General features: G+C 65.6%; 16 protein-coding genes. 1 reads left to right on the top strand and 15 read right to left on the bottom strand.

Going from position 1 to position 21840, the window contains the following annotated elements; translation table 11 throughout:
* The first annotated feature begins 59 nt into the window (after window positions 1–59).
* The gene (locus CFB43_RS31050) at window positions 60–3104 is read left to right on the top strand and encodes a hybrid sensor histidine kinase/response regulator (protein ID WP_089497900.1); all 3045 of its coding nucleotides are present in this window, start codon (window positions 60–62) and stop codon (window positions 3102–3104) included.
* Between the two features lie 116 nt (window positions 3105–3220).
* Here CFB43_RS31050 and CFB43_RS31045 read toward each other — a convergent pair whose 3' ends face one another.
* The 15 genes from CFB43_RS31045 to CFB43_RS30975 all read right to left on the bottom strand — a co-directional run bounded on the left by CFB43_RS31045 (window position 3221) and on the right by CFB43_RS30975 (window position 21823).
* Window positions 3221–5839, bottom strand: a complete 2619-nt coding sequence (locus CFB43_RS31045) for a fimbria/pilus outer membrane usher protein (protein WP_089497899.1) — start codon at window positions 5837–5839, stop codon at window positions 3221–3223.
* 199 nt (window positions 5840–6038) lie between these two features.
* Window positions 6039–6782, bottom strand: coding sequence for a fimbrial biogenesis chaperone (locus CFB43_RS31040; RefSeq protein WP_089497898.1), 744 nt, complete (start codon window positions 6780–6782; stop codon window positions 6039–6041).
* 73 nt (window positions 6783–6855) lie between these two features.
* A complete protein-coding gene (locus CFB43_RS31035) occupies window positions 6856–7446 on the bottom strand; it encodes a fimbrial protein (RefSeq protein WP_089497897.1) in 591 nt (196 codons plus the stop codon).
* A gap of 558 nt (window positions 7447–8004) precedes the next feature.
* Window positions 8005–9012 (bottom strand): fimbrial protein, encoded by a 1008-nt coding sequence (locus CFB43_RS31030; protein ID WP_179254928.1) that lies wholly within the window; start codon window positions 9010–9012, stop codon window positions 8005–8007.
* A gap of 131 nt (window positions 9013–9143) precedes the next feature.
* On the bottom strand, window positions 9144–10292 hold the full coding sequence (locus CFB43_RS31025; RefSeq protein WP_089497895.1) for a fimbrial protein: 1149 nt from the start codon (window positions 10290–10292) through the stop codon (window positions 9144–9146).
* Window positions 10289–11311 (bottom strand): fimbrial protein, encoded by a 1023-nt coding sequence (locus CFB43_RS31020; protein ID WP_089497894.1) that lies wholly within the window; start codon window positions 11309–11311, stop codon window positions 10289–10291. The genes CFB43_RS31025 and CFB43_RS31020 overlap by 4 nt, the downstream gene beginning before the upstream one ends.
* A gap of 385 nt (window positions 11312–11696) precedes the next feature.
* Window positions 11697–11930 carry a hypothetical protein gene (locus CFB43_RS31015; protein ID WP_144023137.1) on the bottom strand — a complete coding sequence of 78 codons (234 nt, stop codon included), beginning with the start codon at window positions 11928–11930 and terminating at the stop codon, window positions 11697–11699.
* A 68-nt stretch (window positions 11931–11998) separates the two neighbouring features.
* Complete coding sequence (locus tag CFB43_RS31010) at window positions 11999–13003, bottom strand: acyltransferase family protein (protein ID WP_089497892.1); 1005 nt, start codon at window positions 13001–13003, stop codon at window positions 11999–12001.
* 7 nt (window positions 13004–13010) lie between these two features.
* Window positions 13011–14138, bottom strand: a complete 1128-nt coding sequence (locus CFB43_RS31005) for a hypothetical protein (RefSeq protein ID WP_089497891.1) — start codon at window positions 14136–14138, stop codon at window positions 13011–13013.
* Entirely contained in the window at window positions 14128–15420 is a 1293-nt protein-coding gene (locus CFB43_RS31000) for an oligosaccharide flippase family protein (protein WP_089497890.1), read from the bottom strand. The genes CFB43_RS31005 and CFB43_RS31000 overlap by 11 nt, the downstream gene beginning before the upstream one ends.
* Complete coding sequence (locus CFB43_RS30995) at window positions 15414–16646, bottom strand: polysaccharide pyruvyl transferase family protein (RefSeq protein ID WP_089497889.1); 1233 nt, start codon at window positions 16644–16646, stop codon at window positions 15414–15416. The genes CFB43_RS31000 and CFB43_RS30995 overlap by 7 nt, the downstream gene beginning before the upstream one ends.
* Window positions 16643–17890: a glycosyltransferase family 4 protein gene (locus CFB43_RS30990; protein WP_089497888.1), complete on the bottom strand. Its 1248-nt coding sequence runs from the start codon at window positions 17888–17890 to the stop codon at window positions 16643–16645. Before CFB43_RS30990 ends, CFB43_RS30995 begins: the two co-directional genes overlap by 4 nt.
* Window positions 17887–20181: a polysaccharide biosynthesis tyrosine autokinase gene (locus CFB43_RS30985; RefSeq protein ID WP_089497887.1), complete on the bottom strand. Its 2295-nt coding sequence runs from the start codon at window positions 20179–20181 to the stop codon at window positions 17887–17889. Before CFB43_RS30985 ends, CFB43_RS30990 begins: the two co-directional genes overlap by 4 nt.
* The gene (locus CFB43_RS30980; RefSeq protein WP_089497886.1) at window positions 20178–20657 is read right to left on the bottom strand and encodes a low molecular weight protein-tyrosine-phosphatase; all 480 of its coding nucleotides are present in this window, start codon (window positions 20655–20657) and stop codon (window positions 20178–20180) included. Before CFB43_RS30980 ends, CFB43_RS30985 begins: the two co-directional genes overlap by 4 nt.
* Window positions 20654–21823 (bottom strand): polysaccharide biosynthesis/export family protein, encoded by a 1170-nt coding sequence (locus CFB43_RS30975; RefSeq protein WP_089497885.1) that lies wholly within the window; start codon window positions 21821–21823, stop codon window positions 20654–20656. The genes CFB43_RS30980 and CFB43_RS30975 overlap by 4 nt, the downstream gene beginning before the upstream one ends.
* Between the last annotated feature and the right edge of the window lie 17 nt (window positions 21824–21840).

The raw sequence follows: 21840 nt of genomic DNA, 5'->3' as shown, positions 1-21840 counted from the left end.
GCGCCGGATGCATGCGTACGGCGCGTGACCACCCTGTCCGGCGCCACCGATAACGATCCATGCCCGCAAAACTGAAACGACTTCTCGCGCACGCGGCGGCGGTGGGCCGCAAGCCGTTCGATCCGGGTCGCGTGCGCTGGCAGCAGCAGGTGTTGCTGTACGGCGGCGGCGGTGCGGTCACCGCATTCATCCTGGTCTGCGCGGCGCTGGTCATCCGGCTCGAGGTGCAGGACAGCCTGGGGCAGGCGCGGTCGACGTTTCTGCTGCGCGAGGCCGAGTTCTACGCGAACCAGAAGGCGGTGGACGGGATGCTGGCGACCTTCGGGCCCAGGGCGGAACAACTTTGGAGCCAGGGGGCACAGCCGCCGCCCGATGCACTCCAGGCCTTCTCGGCGGCACACGGCCGGTTGACCGCCGGCAATCTCGGTCGTGGGGACCGCCTGTTCGCGATCGCGGAAGTCACGGCGGCCCGGCCGGCCGAGTCGTATGCGGGATATCTCGGGGCGATGCTTCCGCAATTCGACAGCGGCTCGGGCCGTTCGTTACTTCCGCCGCGCCCGGCAAACGCCGAGCCGCTCGGCGGCTACCTGATCGGGCTCGACGGGACGTTTCTCGGCGTGCTGGGTGTCGGGCTCGTTGCGCACGCACGGTCGTTGCCGCCCGATACCGACCTGCACGCGTTGACCGCCCGCCTGATGCCGACCGGCGCGACGAAGCAGAAGCTCGGTCTGGACGTCGGCCAGTACATGATCGACCGTCGCTACGATCCGATCGTCGGTCGCACCGTCGTGCGGTTCGGGCGCCGGCTCGACGACGCGTCCGGCCGCCCGTTCGGCTGGCTCGTCTTCAACGGCCAGTTCCGTCTCGACGACATCATGACGCCGCAATCCGACGACGAGGATGTCGCGGTCGTGGACGCGCGCGGTGCGGTAGTGTTCGGGCGACAGCGCGATCCGGCGATGATCGAGCGCGTCCTGAACGACGCGCGTATATCGGCCGTTCGGCATGTCGCCGTGCGCCGGATCGGCACGCGGTTCGTGATCAGCGACCGGTCGGCTGATTCCAGCCTCACCGTGTTGACGACGTTCTCGTGGCGAAGCGTGGCAAGGGCGACTGCCGTTGGCGTGAGCGTGACGCTGGCCGCCGCGCTGCTTGCCATTGCGATGCTGTGGATCGCGATCGTCACATTCGACCGCCGTGCGCTTCGCCCCGCGAACCGCCGCGCGATCCGCCTGATCGAAAGCGAGGCGTTCAACCGCACGTTGATCCGCACGGCACCGGCCGGCTTGCTGCTGCTGTCGGCGGCCGACGGCGACACGGTGGTGCGCAACGACGCCGCGCTTGCGTACGACAACGGCGCATCGGGGCCGCCGCTCGGCAAACGCATCTGGCATGCGTATCGCGAACGGCAGGCGGCAGGCGCGGCGGAGCGGCGTTTCGTGATGCAGCAGGAGCTGGCTGTCGAGCGCCCCGGTCAGGACACGACTTACCTCGCGGCACATATCGTCCGTACCAAGTTCCGGGGCGTCGACGTGCTGCTGTGCACGCTGACCGACGTGACGGCCCGCAAGCTGACCGAAGACAAGCTGCGCGAGGCGCGCGTGGCTGCAGACGACGCCAACAAGGCGAAATCGACGTTCCTCGCGACGATGAGCCACGAGATCCGCACGCCGCTCAATGCGATCGTCGGCAACCTGGAGCTGATGGGGCGGGCCGAATTGCCGGCGGTCGAGCAGCGCCGCCTGAAGACGATCGTGTCGTCGTCGGATGCGCTGCTGCGCGTGATCAACGACGTGCTCGACCTGTCGAAAGCGGAATCGAACCAGATGGCGCTGGAGCACATCGCGTTCGACCTGCGGCGTGTGCTGCAAGACGTTGCGGCGATTTTCCGGCCGCTTGCCGAGGCGAAGGGGCTGGCGCTCGAATGCCATGTCGCGGTGGAACTGGCCAATGGCTACGTCGGCGATCCGACGCGGCTGCGTCAACTCGTGTCGAACCTCGTCGGCAATGCGATCAAGTTCACGGAGCATGGTGGCATTTCGATCGACGCACGGCTGGCGCGTGGCGGCGCGAGCGCCGGTTGCGTCGAGATTGCCGTGCGCGACACGGGCGTAGGCATTCCCGAGGACGCGTTGCCGACGCTGTTCGACGTGTACATGCAGGCCGATGCATCGATCTATCGCCGCTTCGGCGGCACCGGGCTCGGCTTGCCGCTGTGCCGCCGCATTGCGCGGCTGATGCACGGCGAGCTGACGGTCGAGAGCCGGGCCGGCGAGGGCTCGACGTTCGTGGCCACGTTGCCGTTGCCCGACGCGCCGGGCGGCTGGCTGGGCGCCGAACCCGAACCGGATGCGGCGCACGTTGCTCAAGCGCATCAGCAACGCGATGACGTGCCGTCGCTACGCGTGCTGGTCGCCGAGGATCACCCGGCCAGCCGCGCGCTGCTGCGCGATCAGCTCGATGCGCTCGGCCACGACGCGATGATCGTCGAGAACGGGATGGAAGCGATGCGTGCGTATTTCGCGCACACGTTCGACGTCGTGCTGACCGACCTGAGCATGCCGCAGCTCGACGGTTTCGCATTGGCGAATTTCCTGCGCGAACAGGGTGCAAAGGTGCCGGTGATCGCGATGACCGCGCATGCGACCGATGAAGATCGTCGCCGCTGTGCGCAGGTGGGCGTGGCGGAAGTGGTGCTCAAGCCATTGTCGATCGATGTGCTCGACGCGGTGTTGCTGCGGCATGGCCACAAGCACGCGGCACGCGATAGTGCCGACAGCGGTTCGACGGGCGCGCCTGCACGGCATGCGGCGCCGGTCGTGACCGATGAAATCCGCCGAACGTTGCGTGAGGCGACCTTGCGCTCGCTCGACGTGCTCGATGCCGCATTGTCCGTTGGCGATACCGCGTCGATCCGAGTCGAACTGCATTCGATGCGGGGCGGTTTCGCGCTCGCCGGCGACAACGCCGCGCGCGACGCCTGTGCGGAGATGGAGGCGATTGCGGTGCGTGACGACGGGCTGACGGCATTCGGCGCGAACTGGCCGGACTTCCGTAACAGGATCGATGAAGCGCTGGATCGTCTGGCGGAATTCGGGCGCTGACTTGGAATGAGGGGGCGTGAAGCGCGGGCCCCAGGGTGACGTTATCACGCGGCCGGCACCCGGAAACGACAACGCCCGCCAAAAGGCGGGCGTTGTCTGCACATGAAGGCGCTGACTCAGATCGCGCCAGTGCGGCACACGCTGGTGATCTGCCGGTACGACGTCGATTTGCGCTCGCTCGCCTTGACCGGGAGGTCGTAAACGATCTTGCAGACCGAACGGCCATCGTTGCCCCATTTGACGACGAGTTCGCCGTTGTCCTTCAGGCCGCGTACGAACAGCTTGCTGCCCTGGCCGACGAGGCCGAGTTCCTTGCCGGCTTCGTCCGTGACCGCAGCACCGAACGGAATCGGCGTGCCGTCCGACTTGCGCGCCAGAATCACGGCGGAGCGGCCGGTATCGGTCTCGAACTTGAGGAACGGCACGGCGCCCGCGCGCGGTGCGACCTGCTGGCTCGTTTCCTTCAGCTCGACGTCCATCGACATGCCCTTCGGGTCGAGCTCGACCGTATTCAGGTTGTACGGTGTCAGGTACGGCACGATCGCATAGCCGCGGCCGTCGACGCGTACGCCCGACGCATTCGCGACGCGCGCGCCCTCGGCCCCCTTCGCTTCGACGATGCCGAAGGTTTCCGACAGCGGCTGCGACAGCGTGACGCCGCCCGGGTGGGCAACCGCCGCGCCGCGAATGTTGATCGAGCCTTGCTGGTAGTTCGAGCTGCCGCCTGCGCTGAGGTTGAGCTCGGCAAAGCGGGCGCGATACGTGAGGTTGCCGCTACCTTCGGTGCTCGACCCGCCATTGCCGCTCGTGTGGTTCGCGGCGAGCCCGTAGGACAGGTCGTTGTCGGTGCCGAGCGAACCGTTGAGCATCGACTGAACTTGCGTGCGGCCCTGCGTGTCGTGCGACACGTTGCTCGAAAGCGTCGACGGCCTTGCCTTGCCGAACGGAATCGTCGCGCTCACGTAGTACAGCGTGCTTTTCTCGCCATTGAAGCTGCGCTGACGCGAGGCCGACACGCTGTACGAGATGTTGCGGAACGAGTTGTTGTAGCCGGCCGAATAGTTGACGTCGGAGCCGGGGCGATTCCAGTAGTTGGCGGCCGACGCGGTCAGGCTGAGCTGCCCTGCCTTTTTGCCGAGCTGTTGGCTGAGCATCAGCGACGCGCGGTTGCGCTGCCGCCAGACCGTATCGACGGGATACCCGATTCGCACCGCGTCGCGCGTGCTCATCGCGTCGTTCAGATTGAAGTAGCCGCTCGTCGAATAGCGGTAGGCCGCGATCGAGACGTTGGTGCCCGTCGGTTCGATCGATTTCGCGTAGCTGACTCGCAAGCTCGACCCATTGAAGCGCTTGACGCCCGGGATCGACGTGGACGCTTGCGTGAAGTCGAGGCCCACCGCACCGATCGGCGTGTTGAAGGCCGCACCGAGCATCGCGGATGCGTACCCGGCCGCAACCGTGACACCGCCATAGCCCGTCAGCATGTTGGTCAGGCCGCGCTGGTAGGTGGCCTGCGCGAACAGCGGGTTGCTCGAGTTCTGCTGGTTGCGCAACGCGCCCGCGACGAAGCTGTAGCGATGGATGCCCGGCCGCAGCGACAGCGGAACGGCTGCGTAAGGCACCGAGAACGTATGCACGGTGCCGTCCGCTTCGGTGACGGACACCTGGAGATCGCCGCCGTAACCGGTCGGATAGAGATCGCGGATCTCGAACGCACCGGGCGAGACGGTCGTCTCGTAGAGCGTCATGCCGTTCTGGCTGATCGTGACCTTCGCGTTGGAGTTCGCGACGCCGCGCACGACCGGCGCATAGCCGCGCAGCGAATCCGGCAGCATCCGGTCGTCGCTGGACAGCCGCACACCGCGGAACTGCGACGAGTCGAACAGTTCGCCGGAGGTGTACGTCTCGCCAAGCACCAGTTGCGACGACAGGCTCGGCAGATCGCGCTGCACGTAGGTCGAGAGGTTCTGGTACTGGCTGCCGCCGCGTTGCGACCACGTAGCCGAACCCTGATGACGGAAATGCCAGTTGCCGACGTTGAAGCCAGCGTTCAGGCCCAGGTACGCCTGCGTGTCGGCGCGGCTGTCGCGGACTTTCGAACTGTAGACGTTCAGGTTGTAGTCGACCATGCCGGCGGGCACGCCGGCATCCCATTGATCGGGACTCACGTAGCCGCGCGCCTGGTTCACGAGCGATGCCTGCGGAATGCTGAGCGTCAGGCGTTGCTCGCTGAAGTCGAACGACACGCTGGCTTCGGGAATCACCTGCCCGATCCGGCGGCATTCGCCCTTGACGGCGATTGCGGCGACCGTCTCCGCCGGCAGCTTCGTGAAATCGACACCGATCCGGCGCAGCAGCTTCTCGTCGAAGCAGGGCTGCGCGTCGGGTGTGCCCGGCGCGCTGTTGAACGCGATGCTGTAGCGGCCGTTCCAGCTTTGGCCGACGATGAGGTCGACCGTGTAGGTGCCCGGTTGCACGACGTTGCCGCGCGAGAAGCGCGAGATGTCGACGGCCTGGCCGCTACCGTTGTTCAGGAAGCCGGGGTCGAAAGTGGCCTGCGCGAAATCCGTTTGCGCGAGCTGGATGCGCTCGATGGGGGCCGCAGGCGGTTCGAGCGCATCCGCGCGGCCCTCGGCCGACCACGCCGCGAGACTCGACAGCACCAGCGCGTAGACAGGTTTGAGCCGAGGCAGGCTGGATACCTCGGCGCTCGAACGTTCAATCGGCGAAATCATTCCCCGGCACTCCAGTTGAGGGTCATGTGTGCGTATCCGCTGAGGCACGCTTGTGCGACGCAAACGTTCGCGATGTCGAACGCACGCGTCATGAGCGAAGAAGAAAGTGGGTCAATCGGCGATCGGGTTGATCGCCCCTGTCGAGCGGGGCACGATGTGCCCGCTTCGCCGGTGATCAGGGGCGCGGAGTCAACCGGTGTTACGGCTGAGCCGACAGCGGCTGTTCGTTGTTGGTCGACGAGCCCCAGTCGTTGATGCTGTTGAATTGCACTTTCGCGCCGGCAGCCGGCATCGCGTTAAGCTTGGCAACCGGAAATTCCTGGGTGGCGCCGGGCACGACGTAGCCTGCACCGGCGTCATATTTCTGCCCGCCCGTGTGCAGCAGGATGCTGCCGATATTGACGACGTACGGCGTGGGATTCGTGGCCTTCAGGACGTAGGCGCCCTGTTTGCCGGGGGCGATCTGCCAGCGGACCTGGGCAGGTGCGTCTTTCGCGTCGCCCTTCAGCCCTTCCGGACGGAACATGACCTTGATGCGCGTGCGCAATGCGATCTGCAACTGGTTGCGATCGGTGCTGTCATCGGCTTTCGGCGGAATTTCGAGTACGTTGAGCCAGAACAGCGATTCCTTGTCGGCAGGCAGCGGCTCGTTCGTATAGACCATTCGCAACGTTTGGCCCTTGTTCGGTTCCATCCGGAACATCGAGGGCGTGAGCGTGAACGGCACGTTGATGTTTTCCGGAGATGCATTCTGATCGCCGGTGTCGATCCAGGTCTGGACGAGCGCGGGCGCTTTTCCGTCGTTCGACAGCTTGATCGTCACTTCACGTTCGTTGCCCGGGAAGATGACGCGGGTGCCAGAGATCACCACGCTCGCATAGGCTTGCGAGGCGATCAGCGTAGAGATCAGCGCAATGGATTGGAGCGATTGGATGAGTTTCATGGCGGCCTTTTTTCGTTTTAGGGAGGGGCGAACGAAGAACGAGACCCGCCGGGCGGCGGGCCTCGTCAAGCGCTTACTCGTAGACCACCGAGTACTGGACCTTCGAGTTCGCCGAACCGCCCGTTGCGGCGCCGGTCGCCAGGTATTCCGCGAAGAAGTTCATCTGCGCGGAGCCGTCTGCGCCGATCGTCACGACCTGCGAGTTCTGGTCGTTCGCGTTCGCGCCGACCTTGATCGGTGCTTGCTGGTCGTTGAGGACCTGCAGCACGACGTTGCCGGCTTCCGGTGCTTCCGCCGTGCCCTTGTCGAGCGACAGCTTGCCGTCGGCGGTGACGTTCGTCGCGGTTTCGAATGCGACACGGACCTTCGTCGGGTTACCCTTGCTCGTTTCGGTATCCACGGCACAGCCGCTCAGCTTGAAGCCGAACGCGGTGCGGCCCGCGACGGCCCCCGCTGCATTCAGCGAGCCCGTGCTGACCGTCGGCATCGCCACCGACTTGTTCGACGTTTGGCCTGCGTCGGTGCCGTCGATCTTGCAGGTTGCGGCAGTGATGTTGCCGGTGAACGTGATCGTGCCGTCCGATGCATGGGCGGCCGATACCAGGCCGAGGCCCGCCACAGCCAGAAGCGTCGAAAGGACTTTAGTGCGCGTTGCGATTTTCATGTTCTCGATCTCAAACGATAGATTGACAGGGTGAAAAGTAGAGGCGGCGCCCGCCGGTTTTGCAGGAGAGCAGTGCTTTACATTTCGGTGTCAATTATCGAAATTCAGGGGATTCGAGAAAATTGGACGAGATCGAATAAGGTCCAATAACTACTAGTACACGTACGAATTAATGAAAATTAGTGAGGGACACGCCTGTCCTTTTCAGACTGTTAGCCAGATTTGACGATTCGCGCGCGGTCGGGCAGATCTTGCTTTCGCGACGCGGACTCGATCGGGTGGGCGTAGTCGTGATACGTCACCCTCCGGTATTGGGATATCGATATGTATTGCGAAATAAATGAATGTAAATTTGACCGGATGGATTGCCGGGGCGACGCGTCGTGTATGCGATGCGTTGACGCGCGGTGAGTCGGAAGGGGAGGCGGAGAGAGGTGGCGTCGTTTCGGGGCCACCGTTTCACCATGCCGGAACGCGGATCGATGCTGCTCGATTGTCGGCCGATGAATGCGGCCGAGCGTATGAAACGGGCGCCAAGGGCGCGCCGTTTGTCTTTACTTACTGATAGCTCATCGTGAACGACGCACGCGCGTTCACGGTGCCGCCGATCATCATGCCGGTACGCACATAGCGCGCGCTCAACGGAATCTCGAGCACGCCGTTCTTGGTCGTGCCGGTGGAGAACTGGTTGGTGTTGCCGGTCTCGCTGCTGTCCGGGCCGTACGAGACGACTTTCGAGCCCTTCAGGATCTGCACGCCGACACCCTTCGCGCTCGATTCGGGCGACAGTGTCAGCGTGCTTCCGATGTTCGCATTGTCGTTCACGTCGGTCAGCGTCATGAACGTTTTCGTGATGCTGCCGACTTCGCCGCCGCTGCAATCCAGCACGATCTTGAAGGGCTTGGCCTCCGACGTATCGCCAACGTTAGGCATGACACGGTTGGCCGCGATGTCGCCCAGCGGCACGCTGAGCGTCGTTTGCCGGACCTTGCAGGTCGGCACCATCGGCTTGATTTCGGCTGGGCTATCGATGACGTAGGACGCATACTGGACGGTGTCAATCCAAGAGCCGACGAGTTCGCCCGAAATCGATCCACCGGCAGTAATCGGCCCCGTCTTGACGAACTCGATAATGAAAGAAAAGGATCCGACGTTTAGCGTGTTTTGATATACCGTCGACGTTCGGGGCCACCACTGATCGGAGCCGTCGACGCGCATACGAATACCAATGCCGGCGACCGGACTTGGCCACGTGTTATCCGGGCCGGTGACCTTGTTGCCCCCTTGACTGAAGGTGCGGAAGTATTTGTCGCATACGATTTGCGTAGGTTTGCCGTTGGGCGGCTTCACATTGACTTTCTCGCTGTGTAGCACGGTTCCGACGGGTACCGATGGACTGAACGGTGGCGGAGAAAAGGACGAGACCTTCATGATTAAGGGGAGTTTTTCACCGGCAAGCGTCCGGCATTCGAGAGCTGACGCGTCGCCAGGTGCCATCGCACTCAGCAACACAGCCAAGCCTAATCCCGCGCTGGTCGCGACGGATCTCTTTCGGTTCTGGTTCATGGGATCGTAACCTCGTTCATTTGGTGTGTTGAGCGGTTGCGCGTCACGGATGGTGGTGTCGAGCCGCTCCGTGGGTCGCTGCGTTCGCCCGCGTGCCGAGTGGGAACCGGCTCCCTTAATCGCTTTGCCTGTCATTGATAGCTCATCGTGAACGACGCACGCGCGTTCACGGTGCCACCGATCAACGTACCGGTGCGCACGTAGCGCGCGCTCAGCGGAATCTCGAGCACGCCGTTCTTGGTCGTGCCGGTTGAGAACTGGTTGGTATTGCCGGTCGCGCTACTGTCGGGGCCGTACGACACGACGCCCGAGTCGTTCAGGATTTGCACGCCAACACCTTTCGCGGTCGACTCGGGCGACAACGTTAGCGTATCTCCCATGTTCGCGCTGTCATTCACGTCGGTCAGCGTCATGAACGTTTTCGTGATGCTGCCTTCTTCGCCGCCGTCGCAATCCAGCACGATCTTGAAAGGCTTTGCGTCTGACGTATCGCCGATGTTCGGCATGGTCAGGTTGGCAGAAACGTTGCCAAGCGGCACGTTGATCGACGTCTGCCGGACCTTGCAGGTTGGTACCCGAGGCGTGATGGCGATTCCACCGCCGGCGACCTGGAATGACATGTACTGGAACTCATCGTTGCGCGCCCATGCGCCGCCTATCTCCCCAGTGATCTTTCCACCAGCGGTGATGGGCCCCGTTTTGACGAATTCGATAACCAACTCGCGATCGCCCCCATAGGAGGCCTCCTTTAGCGTGCCCAGTTCGAACGAGATGGGCCACCATACGTCCTTCCCACCGCCGCCCATCCACTTCATTCGCACACCGATTCCATCGATGCCGGTTGGCCAGGTGTTGAAGGTGCCTTGCGCACCCGATCGCGTGTAGTGGGTGTTAATAAGGCCGTTGTCGCAACGAAGCAAGAAGAGAGGCGAAGTCGATTTCAGCGACTCTCGAATCAGTACCGTGCCGACTGGCACGGACGGGCTGAAACTCGGTGGCGATACCGCAGGTATCGTGGAAACTGCCGGTTTTGTGTAGACCGCGGTAGAAGTTTCGTACCGAATCCAGCAGTCAGACTTGGACCAAACTGTTGCTGGCAAGATTGTGCCAATCATCAGGCCCATGACTGAAACACCGATCTTTAGCATTTTGTTTTTCCTTGTTTGAAAAAATAGTTCGATTTGAATGGAGTCGATTTCGATTGAAGTGTGAGGGCCAGGGCTGCAAGTTCCCCGCTTCGATTTACCGTGGAAATCGAACGCGGGAGCTTTGCCTGTCATTGATAGCTCATCGTGAACGAAGCATTGGCATTGGCCGACCCGGGCGTGATCTCGGATTCGGTTTGCACGTAGCGCGCCTGCAGCGGGATGGTCAGACCGGTTTCGCCTTGCCTGACCTTGCCGGCGAACCATCGATTGGGGTTGTCGAGGGCCGAGGAGTCCGGGCCGTAGCTCAGCACGGTGTCATCCTTCAGGATCTGGATGCCTACGCCGGTTGCCGTTGACGTGGACGACAACGAAAGCATCGAGGACCGGTTGGCGGGTGTGGTGACGTCGGTCAACGTGGCATAGATGTTGACTGCCGTCCCCGCATCGCCGCCCGAACAGGCCAGGTTGATCGAGAAATGCTGGGCAGGCGCCGTCGAGCCGACTCCGGTGAAGGTCTTTGTGGCGAGCGTCGTCCCCATCGGAACGGAGATGGCCGGTGTCGTGACGTTGCAGGTTGGAACCTTGGGCGTGACGAGGACAGGGTTGGCGTATTGGAATGAGACCATCGTCTGGCCATCGGAGCCGCGGTAGCGATATTCCGCGTAGGCGCCGCTCAATACACCGCCTTCCGTGATGTTTCCTGTCTTGATCAATTGTATGATCGGCACATAGTCCGTACTCCACGAAGCGACATTCCACCAAACACCTGGGTCGGCAAATGGATAGGGGACCATCCGATTGGGGTCGAGGATTCGTATTCCGACATTGGGTATGTTTGTCGGATAAATATTGTTCGCGCCCACGGTGCCGACACCACTCGCATAGTTGTTGATTGGCCGCTTGCAACGCGTGGTCGGTGAATCCGGGAATTTCGCGTTAGCAAATTTGAGTCGAACACCTTTCGCCTCGTAGATGATGCCGCCGATCGGAACGGCGCTCGGGCTGAAAGGGGGCGGATTGAATCCGCTGACGTGGACGATGTAATAGTCCTTGCCGTCGGTCGTGTCTGCTGTGCAATCACTTGCTGCATGCGCACTGAACGGCAGGATCGATGCCAGGAGCATCAGGCTGAATTTGGCGAGATTGTTCATGATCGGAAGTCGAGGTCCTCATGTCATTGATCGGGGCCGCGTGTGCGGTCCTGGAGCGCGAGCCTGGCTGGCTCAGTGCCGCCACTTGTCTTCACAAGCCGGTCGTTGAATGTGCCGCCACCAGAATCGAACCTGGGGTCGAATCGCACCTCGACCGAGGCTGGCCGTGACGTCCGGGCTACCCGTGGTACCCGGTACGGCGAAGCACGCACGAGTGGATTTACCGTCGCGAAGCGGCTCGGGGTGGACGAGATGGAAACTGCCATCCTCTGCGTCGATGCCGGGATTGAGGAGCCGGTTGTTTGCAGAAGTGATGATATTGGGGCGGTGAGACGGTGTATTTAGTACACGTACTAACTCACATATTTATCCGCCGTTACTTGTCTTATTTTTGTTGATCGATCGGCGTCTTCTTCAAGATGCCCATCTTTTTTACCGGCACGCGATTATCGCTTGGCGTTTCCTGGTTGACAGCGACAAGTGCGTCGCAATTCGGGCCATAGCGGTTCGTGAATGCGATGCGGCTCTTCGTCGCCGAGCGGTCGATGCGGCCGATGTTGACGCCAATCAAACCGTCGGCCCAGCGACGGAACAAGTACGAATGACTTGTTCCCATCATTCATTCGCGTCAGGTTTTCGCGTCAATCGCAACTGAGCTCAAGACGCCGACGCACGGCGCTTCCACGACTACCCGTTCTTTATGGCAGCAAGCATCGGCCGCTCGATCCACGCGTGACAGGCATAGCCGCATGCACAGACGGCGGCCAGCGTCGCGAGCACGGCCGCCGTGCCCGACCCCGTGCCGGTATCGAGACGCGCGTCGACGATCTTGTTCGCAGCGCCGATCACGTACGGATGCAGCAGATAGATCGAATAGCTCGCATCGCCGAGCCGGGCGAGCGTCGGGCTTCCGATTGTCCAGCCCCTCAGATCGAGCGCGGCCGCGGCGACGATCAGTACGCAGGCCGGCACGCCCCACCAGAAAACACGTTCAAAACCGGCCAGCGTCCCGGACAGGTTGGCGGCGAGCGGTATCGCAGCAAGCGCGGCTGCGGCAGCCGCGAGCCAGGCGAAGCCTGGAAGGCGCCTGGCGATGCCGGTTTCCAGCACGCGGCAGGCGAGCACACCGAGCCCGAATTCGAGCACGAACGGCTGGCCGAGATGAGCGACGACTTCGCCCGCCGGGCCGCCGGCGGCCACGTACGCGCAGAACAGCGCAAGCGCGAACGCCGCGAACGCCGTTGCATGACGAACGCTGACGAGCCACATCGACCCCGCGATGACGAGATAGAACAGCATCTCGTATTCGAGCGTCCAGCCATTGAGGTTCAGCGGCCCCCAATGTCCGTTCTCCTTCACGTACGGCACGAACAGCAGCGACTTGACGAGATAGTCGACGCTGGCCGTCGTCGAATTCAGCCATTGCGGCTTCACGACCGCGATCGCGAACACGCCCAGCGTGGTCAGCCAGTAGAGCGGCACGATCCGGATCAGGCGCTTGCGCAGGAAGTCGCGCCCCTCGCGCGGCGTGACGACGGACATGATGAAGCCGCTGATCACGAAGAAGACGTCGACACCGGCTTGTCCGAACGGAAGCACGCCCATGTGATACCCGACGACGGCGAGCGCTGCAAACGCGCGCGCGCATTGGAGGTTCCGGAAGATGCCGGAATGGAGGGGGAAGGTCTGCATGTCGGGTTCAGCGGGGGGTGTCCATGTGCGGCAGGCGGGCGAGAGTTGGCGCGGCAGGTGCGTTCGGTTGTCGTATGCCGTTCGCCGCTGCGTCGCGCTCCGGCCGGCGTCGACCGGCACGCGAATCGAATCCCGCGAACTGAAGCGCGCACAGCAACGCGACGCTCGACAGGTGGCGCGTATAGCTGCCGAGATCCGGTTCGAACAGCATCGATACGGCAACGTGACCGATGACGACGCAGGCAAGCAGGTCGCGGGCCGGATGCGTGCGATGCCGCGCACGACGCCACACGGCAGCCAGCGCGATCCACACGAACAGTTGCATCGCGAATTCCTTGGGGCCCACATCGAACAGCAGCGGCAGATTCAACCGCAGCACCGCATACGCATAGTTCGCGCAAAAGGCGATGAATGAATCGGGCGCGACCGGGTTGTAGAAGCTCGTGCGCGCGCCGAACGGCGAACCGTAGGCGAGATAGTCGGCCGCCATGTCGCGAGGATGCTGGAGCAGGTAGTACACGTCCGGCGGCAGCAGGAACAGCGTGATCGCACCCGCGCCGATCAGCAACGTCTTGCCGCGCCATGACACGTGCCGGAACAGGAACGCGGCCAGCGCGATCGCGAGAATCAATGCGAAGTAGCTGCGCACGACGGCCGCGTAGCCGGCGTAGAGCGCAACGACGGCCACGAAGGTCCACGCGCTCGAGCGGCGCCGCATGGTGCCGGCCAGCACGAGCGCGATCAGCACGACCAGCGTGTCCTTGCTCGCGACGAACAGGTTGAAGAACACGCACGGCACCAGCAGCACGACGGTCGCGGCCAGCGACCCGACGCGGCGGCCTTCGCCGACGATCCGCCAGATGAACGCCGTACCGATCGCGGCAACGAACAGCGACGTGCCCGTGGGGCCGAGCAGTGCATAGAACTTCGCGACCGCATCGAACGACGTGCCCTCGTAAGTGCTCCCGCCGCCGATCTGGCTCTGGATCTTCTCCGCGTCGCGGAACACGAACTCGGGCAGGAACGTGCCGGCCTTCGCGTAGACGATCCAGTAGACGGACACGATCATCGCGCCGACCGCGCGCGTGACGCCTCGGCTCAGTGCCGGCCCACCGGCTATCAGGTTACGCAGCATGCGGGGCAGCCTCCATGCTTGCGTCCATGCGCGACCGGCCGGTGCGCGCGACGATCAGTGCCAGCGTGACGACGATGCCGACGCTTGCCGCCAGATGGGCGATGGCCGCCCCCATCGCGCCCGCGTGAACGATCAGGCTCCACGCAAGCGGCAAGTACGACAGCGCGAGCGCGATCATCGACACCATCACGGCGAAGCCGGTGCGCAGCGCGATCGCGGCCGTCCACAGCACGTCTGCTGCGCCGCGCAGCACGAACGACACGAGCAGTGTCGCGAGCAATGCGAACTGGCCTGGGCCAGCGGGCTCGTGCGCGAGCGCGAGCAGGTCGCGATGCAGCACAAGGACCGCCGCCGCCGCGATCGAGGTGACGGCCACGCTGGCGATCGTCGCGCGCACGGCAAGCCGGGCGAAGGTGTGCGGCGCGTCGGACAGCACGCGCACGAAGCGCGGGCCGGCCGTCACGACGACGGTCGAGAAAGCGAGTGCCTGGATCGCGTTGGCGATCGACCACGCGAACACGTACCGGCCGAGTGCATCGGCGTCCAGGTGGCCGCCGCCGATGAACCGCTCCGCGTATTGCAGCGACGCGAGGACAATGCCGGCCACGTAGAACGGCAACCCGTGCCACCAGACCGACAGCACACCGCGCTCGCGCGCGGCCGATGCGCGAGCCGCCTGCGGGCTGCCGTGCGCGTGGCGCGCAACCGCGCGGATACGCCACCACGAAAGCGCGACGACGCACGTATTGGCCGCGGACCACAGGGCCAGGACGGCCTCGATCGAATGCAGCGCACCGACGAGCAGCCCCGCGCACGCGAGGCCGGCCCACGCGCCCGTGCGGACGAACAGCAGCAGCGAGCCGGCGCGCGGTCGATGCAGCGAGAACAGCCAGCCGTTCGCCTCGAATGCCGCATGCTCGGACAGCGCAACGAGCAGCACGCACCACGCGAGCCGCGTCGACAGGCCGAAGCGGGCGAGCAGGCCGGCGTCGCCGTTGGCCGTCGCAATGGCGAGCGTCGCAATGAGCAGCAGGTAGAGCCCGCCGTACGCGAGGCAAAGGGTGTGCATTGCGCCGAACGCTGGCGACGGATCAGCTTCGCTGAGCCGCCGGTTGAGTTCGGGGCTGAAGCCGAGGCCGAGCAGTTTCGATGCGATCACGGTTGCGGCGACCGCGAGCCCGTATGCGGCGACCGCGTCGAAGCCGAGCGTGCGCGCGACGATGATCGCGAGCGCGAATTTCAGGGCGAGCGCCAGGCCGCGCAGGAGCAGGCGCGTCAGCATGGCGTGACCTCGTCGACGGCTGCTGTCGCTTTTACGTCGGCTCCGGCATTCGTTTCGACGTCGGAGCCGGAATCGGCACGACGGGCGGCGCGCAGCGTGTCGATCACGCGTGCGCGTGCGGCACGGATGCGCGTAAAGCCGCCCTGCGCGGCGTTCCAGAACGCCTGGGTAGCGCCGGGGGCGAGGATCGTCCGGCAGACCTGCGCCGGATCGAAATCCGCACCGTTGACGACCCAGTCGCCGAGCTTCATGTCCGCATACGCGCCGAAGCCCTTGCGCTCGTAGCTGACGTGGAACGCGGGTACGCCATGCAGGATCGATTCGAGCGCGCCGTGCAGGCGGACCGACACCGTGATGTCCGGCCGGTCGGTTTCGAGGAGCGTCTTGAGCGGCGTCAGCGGTTCCCGAATGCCGAGACTGCGGTAGTACGCGGGATCGTCGTTGCCACGCCCGGTGCTTTGCACCGCAAAGCTGACCCGGCACGTCGCGCGCACCTGCTCGACCAGCCGCGCGATCGACGCGTCATAGCGTGCGCGTCGCTTCGCGCTCCAGGCCGGCGCGCGGCGCAGCACGAACGCGACGTGGCGGGCGGTGTCGCTCGTCGGCGCGGCATGCCGAAGGATGGACTCGCTGCGATGCCCGAAGTCGAGCACCGCGAGATCGGGCGCGCGCCGCGCATTCGGATTCGCGGCGAGAAACGCGGCGGAACGGTCGTCACGCACGAATACCGTATCGAACGCGCCGAGCAGCGACTGAAGGTGCATGCCGACCGCGCGCGAGGACAGCACCGGGCCGATGCTTTGCGGCAGATAGACGGCGGGCTTGCCGGAAGCGCGCGCGGCCCGCATTTGCAGCAGGTGGCCGGCTTCGAGCTTGAGCGCTTCGATGGCCGTGCGTGCGCGCAGATAGCCGCCGCCCACACCGACGATCAGGTCGGCTTCGTCGAGCAGGTCGCGCAGTGCGTTCAACCTGCGGTTCATGCGAACGGGCAGTGCGGCAGCGGCGGCGCCGACGAGCCGGCTCTTGCCGCGTTCGGCGAGCACAGGCGCCCCGCATACGTCGTCGTAAGACGGAAACGAAGCCGGATCGGCCGCGACGATCGACACGCGGACGGCATCGCCGAAGGCTTCACGGAGCAGGCCGACGGACAGGTCGACCAGCAGGCCGTCACCGGAATTGCGGGCGCTGTAGGCATGCAGCAGCGCGACGTGAATGGGAGCAGTCATGCCGGGCCTCGTCCGGAAAGGGTGTGATAGAGGTCGAGCGTGTGTGCGACCATGGTTTCGGCCGAGAAGTGCTCGAAGGCCGCCACGCAGTTCGCACGCATCGCGTCGCGTGTAGCTGGATCGTTCGCGAGCGCGACGACCGCGCGGGCGAAACGCGTCGTGTCGTCTTCGTTCGGCACCACGACGCCGATGTCATGCGTGGCGATCAGCTCGGTCGCGCCGGACACCTGCGTGGCGACGATCGGCACGCAGGCCGCCATCGCTTCGAGGCATACGTAGGGAAAGCCTTCGTAGCGGCTCGGCAACGCGAACAGGTCGAACGCGGAGAAATAGCGGCTCGCATGGTTCACGCGGCCGACGACGTGAAGATTCGGCGGCAGATCGTCGGCCTCGTTGCCGGCGGCCGTGATGAAGTCGCCCGAGCCGATCGCGACGATCTGCACCGTGCGGCCGCATTGGCGATACACGCCGCGCGCGATCCGCACGAGACGGTCGATGCCCTTCTGATGATCGAAGCGCCCGACGAAACCGACGACGCATGCATCGCGTGCGATGCCGAGCGCGCGCCTTGCCGCTTCGCGCGGTATCAGCGCGGGCGATCGGACGCCATTGACGATCGTCTTGATCCGCGCGGCCGGAATGCCGAGCGCTTCGTTCAGATGTCGGGCCTCGTCGTACGACACGGCGACGATCCGGTGCGTGCACAGGCGGCCGAGCAGATGCTCGATGGTTCCGTAGAAACGGCGCTGGCGGTTGCCCAGCGTCGGGTTCAGCGTATAGACCGCATGCGGCGTGTATACCTGCCGCCACGGCCCGACGCACAGGCGTGCAATCGCGCCGGCTTTCGAGCTGTGGCTGTGCACGATGTCGGGGCGGATGCGCAGCAGGTGGCGATAGACATCGGCGACCGCGAGCGCGTCGCGCCAGCCAACCGCGCGCCGCATCGGCACCGCCTGCACGCTCGCGCAGCGGGACAGCACGCGTGCATCGAGGATCGTTGCGTCGAAACGTGGGCCGTGCGGCACGATCAGGTGCAGTTCGATGCCGTCGGTTGCGCTCAGTCCGTCGATCAAGTCGGCGAGATGGACGGCCACGCCGCCGCCCGCGGCTTCGACGATGAGCGCGATCCGCAGGCGTCCCGCACGGGCCGGCGCGGGGCCGGCGCGCATTTCGGTCGTGGCGGACGTGCCCGCCGGCGCGGCATCGCGTATCGCGACGCGTTCGAGGTGACGGGAATCGCTCATCGCGGCGCTCCCCGGCGGCGGGACACGAGCGCGCGCAGCCTTCGGCCGACCGACGATGCCAGTCCGCAACGCGATGGCGCGTAACGGTACTGCGTATAGCGATAGGCGCCGTAGCGCGAACCGTATCGGCCGACGTGCGGATCGACGCCGTTGAGCAGAACGCCGCTCGTGGCGACACCGTTGTGCGCGAGGCGCCGCATCGCTTCGTCCAGCTCGGCAACGCGTGTCGTCGCGGCACGCGCCGTAAGCAGCACGGTGCCGGCGTGATGGCCGAGCGTGACCGCGTCGGTCACCGCGAGAATCGGCGCGGCGTCGATCACGACGGTGTCGTAGCCGATGGACAGCGCGTCGAGCAGTGCGGCGACGCGTTCGTCGGCAAGCAGTTCGGAAGGATGCGCGGGCACGGCGCCCGTCGGGATGAAATCGAGGCGCGGCACCACGTCGCGGTGGATCACGTCGACCGGCGCGGCCGTGCCCGACAGCAACTCGGCGAAGCCGCGCTCGCGCGGGACACCGAGCGATTCGTGCAGATGACCCTTGCGCAGGTCGCCGTCGACGAGCAGCACGCGCTCGCCGTTGGCCGCGAGCAGCGCCGCGAAGTTCGCCGCGACGAACGATTTGCCCGCACCCGGCGCGGGACCGGTCAGCAGCAGCACGTTGTTGCGCGCGCCCTGCATCGCGAAGCGCAGCGCCGTGCGCAGGCTCCGCAGGCTTTCCACGGCCGGATCGTGCGGGTGCCGCGCGCTCAGCAGGTTCGGCCCCGGTGCGTGCTGCGCGATGCGCCGCGCCATTTGCCGCTGCGCCGCCGAGTCCGGAATCGTCGCGTAGACGTCGATGTCGAGATGCCGCTCGATCTCGTCCGCGTGGCGGACGCCGCCGAACAGGAAGTCGCGCGCGAAGGCGAGCGCGATGCCGAGCGCGAGCCCGATCAGCGCGGCTGCCGCGATCACGACGGGCCGCTTCGGGCGCACGGGATCCTCGGGCACGATTGCCGTATCGACGAGCCGCACGCTGCCGGTCTTGCCGGCCTTGACCAGTTCGAGCTGCTGCGTGTTCGCGAGCAGCGCCGTGTAGAGATCGGTGTCGACCTTCACGTCGAGCATCAGCCGTACGGCGTCCTGCTGCAGGTCGGGCAGCCGTCGCACCTGATGCTCGAAGCCGCGTTGCTCGCGGCCGAGCGTGGCGATCTGCGCGTCGAGCGCGACCATGTCGGGGTGGCCCGGCGCGAAGCGCGTGGCCATTTCGTCGCGCTTTTGCTGCAGTTCGAGGCGGCGCGTGGTCGCGTCGGCCGTCTGCTGCAGGATCAGCTTCGCTTCCTCGGTCAGGTCGATCGTGCCGTTCGCGTTGCGCATGTCGGTGTAGCGCTGTTCCGCTTCCTGCAGCTGGCGCTTGAGCACCGGCAGCTGCGCGTTGAGGAACGCGAGCGATTGCGCCGCGTCGGCGGACTTGCGCTCGATGTGCTGGCGCACGTAGTGGTTCGCGACCGCCTGAAGCTGCGACTGGATCCGTTGCGGGTCGGGGCCGCGCAGCGTCGCGACGATCACGCCCGATTGCTTGATCTTCTCCTGCACGTCGAGGCCGCGCCGCAGCGCGTCGATCGTCTCGGCGCGCGATTCGCGCACGAGCGTGAAGCGGGTGGACGGATTCGCGTCGATGTGCGCGATATCGAGTGCGATCGGGCCGCTCGCGGTCGGGAACATTTCCAGGCGCCCGATGTGGCCGGTGACGGCCGACGGCAGCGCGGATCCGGTCAGCCGGTAGCGCTGGCCGTCGAGCCGCGTCAGTTCGAAGCGCTCGCCTTCGAGTGCCCGGGGGACATCGAAGCGGGCGGCCACGATCGCTTCCTCGCCCCATGCATAGCCGCCGAAACCGAGGAGGCCGGGGTGCGCGAGGCCGGTGTTGAAGCGCGACACGAAATCGCCGACCAGCGGAAAGCGCTTCGGCTGCGCGACGATGTAGCTGCGCAGCTCGTCGACGGCGCGCGTGACGACGAGCCGCGACGCGAGAATCTGCGCTTCGGCCGCGGCACTCGACTTGATGTCGAACAGCGACGACACGTCGCCGAGCATGCTTTTCGCGGAGGACGTGTCGCCGCTGTCCTCGACCTGGAGCAGGATGTCGGCCTGGTATTGCGGCGGGGCGAGGAACGCGTACAGCGTGCCGGCGCCGACGCAGGCGGCGGTGGTCAGCGCGATCAGCCAGCGCTGGGCGGCGAGCACGTCGACGACGCCGGCGAGGTCGAGTTCGGCGCCGCGATCGTGCGATCGTTCGCGGGAAACGGGTGAGGTCATCGATTCGGTCCGGAAAGCGGGGTGGGGGAGGAAGCGGCCGGCGCGATGCGCGCGCACCACGCGTCGACACCGCGCTCGATGAGCCGCAGGCTGTGTTCGAACGACGCGCGCGGGCCGAGATAGGGGTCGGGGATGTCGAAGCCATGCGCGGCGGCGCCGAGGCGGAACACGCGGCCGCACAGGAACGGGTGGCGGCGCTCGAGCCAGCGCTTCTGCTCGAGGTCCATCGTCAGGATCAGGTCGGCGCGCGTGATGTGCCGCGACGACACCTGGCGCGCGCGGTGCGGGGCGAGGTCGAGGCCGCGCTCGCGCATCAGGTCGATGGCAAGCGGGTCGGCCGGCTGGCCGTCGAGCGCGCCGATGCCGGCCGACCGCACGTCGACGCCGGGCAGGCGCGCGCCGAGCAGCGCCTGCGCCATCGGGCTGCGGCAGACGTTGCCGACGCACACGACGAGCAGCGTGGCGATGGCGCTCATTTGACGGCGAGCGCCGCGGTGGCGCTGGTGTTGACGCCGGGCAGCAGCAGGCTCAGCACGCGGCTGAAACGCACCAGGCCGTTGCCGTCGACGTAGACGATGTCCTTCGGCTGCAGCGCGAACTCGTTCGCGAGCACCATCGACACCGGCGAGCGCGCGTCGAGGTGGAACACTTGCGGGTCGCCCGTCTGCGAGCCGCGGATCACGAACATCTGCGCGGCGTCGGCGGTATTCGCGTTCACGCTGCCGGCCTGCGACAGTGCGTCGGACAGCGTCAGCCGGCCGTCGCGCAGCGGCACCGCGAGCGACGGCTTGTTCACTTCGCCCATCACGTACACGCCGTAATCACTGCGTGCCGGTACGTGCAGCAGGTCGCCGGCCGACAGTACGACGTCGGCCGGATTGCGGCCGTCGCGCAGCATGCGCGTCAGGTCGAGCGGATAGGACACGCCGTCGCGCACGAGCGTCATGCGGCTCTGGTCGGCGGCCGTGCCGAGCCCGCCCGCGCGGCCGAGCGCTTCGTAGAGCGTCATCGGCACGTCGTTGACGGGCTGTGCGCCCGGCGTGCGGACTTCGCCGTCGATATAGACCTGCTGCGAGCGGAACGACGCGACGCGCAGCGTCACTTGCGGATTGCGATAGACACGCGACAGCGCGGCGGCGAGGCGCGCCTGCGCGGCGTCGGCCGTCAGACCCGCGACCGGCACGCTGCCGGCAAACGGGAACGCCAGGTTGCCGTGCGGATCGACGACGAAGCCGGCAACCGGGTCGGCCGTGCGCGGTGCGTTCTGCTGCGCGGCGCCTTGCGCGGCAGCGAGTTCGGGGTGATCCCAGACGGTGATCTGCAGCACGTCGCCGGGGCCGAGGCGGTAAGCGCCGAGCGTGGCTGCCAGCGGGCCGGACGGCAGGTTCGGCTGCTGCGCGGCCTGCGTGTCGAGCTGGCGGATCAGGCTGGCGTCGATCGTCGTGATCCGGAACGGCAGGGCACTCGCGCTGGCGTTCGCGTGTCCGGCAAACTGGCCGTCGGTGGTGGCGGGCGGTGCGCTCATCTGCATGCCGGGTGCGAATGCACAGGCCGACAGCGCGACGCTGACCGTTGCGGCCAGCAGCGTGCGCACGCGGTAGGGACGTGCGGTTCCGGCCCGCTCGATCATGGCGGATTTCATCAGTCATCCTTATCGTG

It is taken from the genome of Burkholderia sp. AU15512 (genome assembly GCF_002223325.1).
GTDB lineage: Bacteria > Pseudomonadota > Gammaproteobacteria > Burkholderiales > Burkholderiaceae > Burkholderia.
The sequence above is the reverse complement of the archived record's forward strand: the minus strand, read 5'-3'. Positions and strand labels throughout refer to the sequence as shown.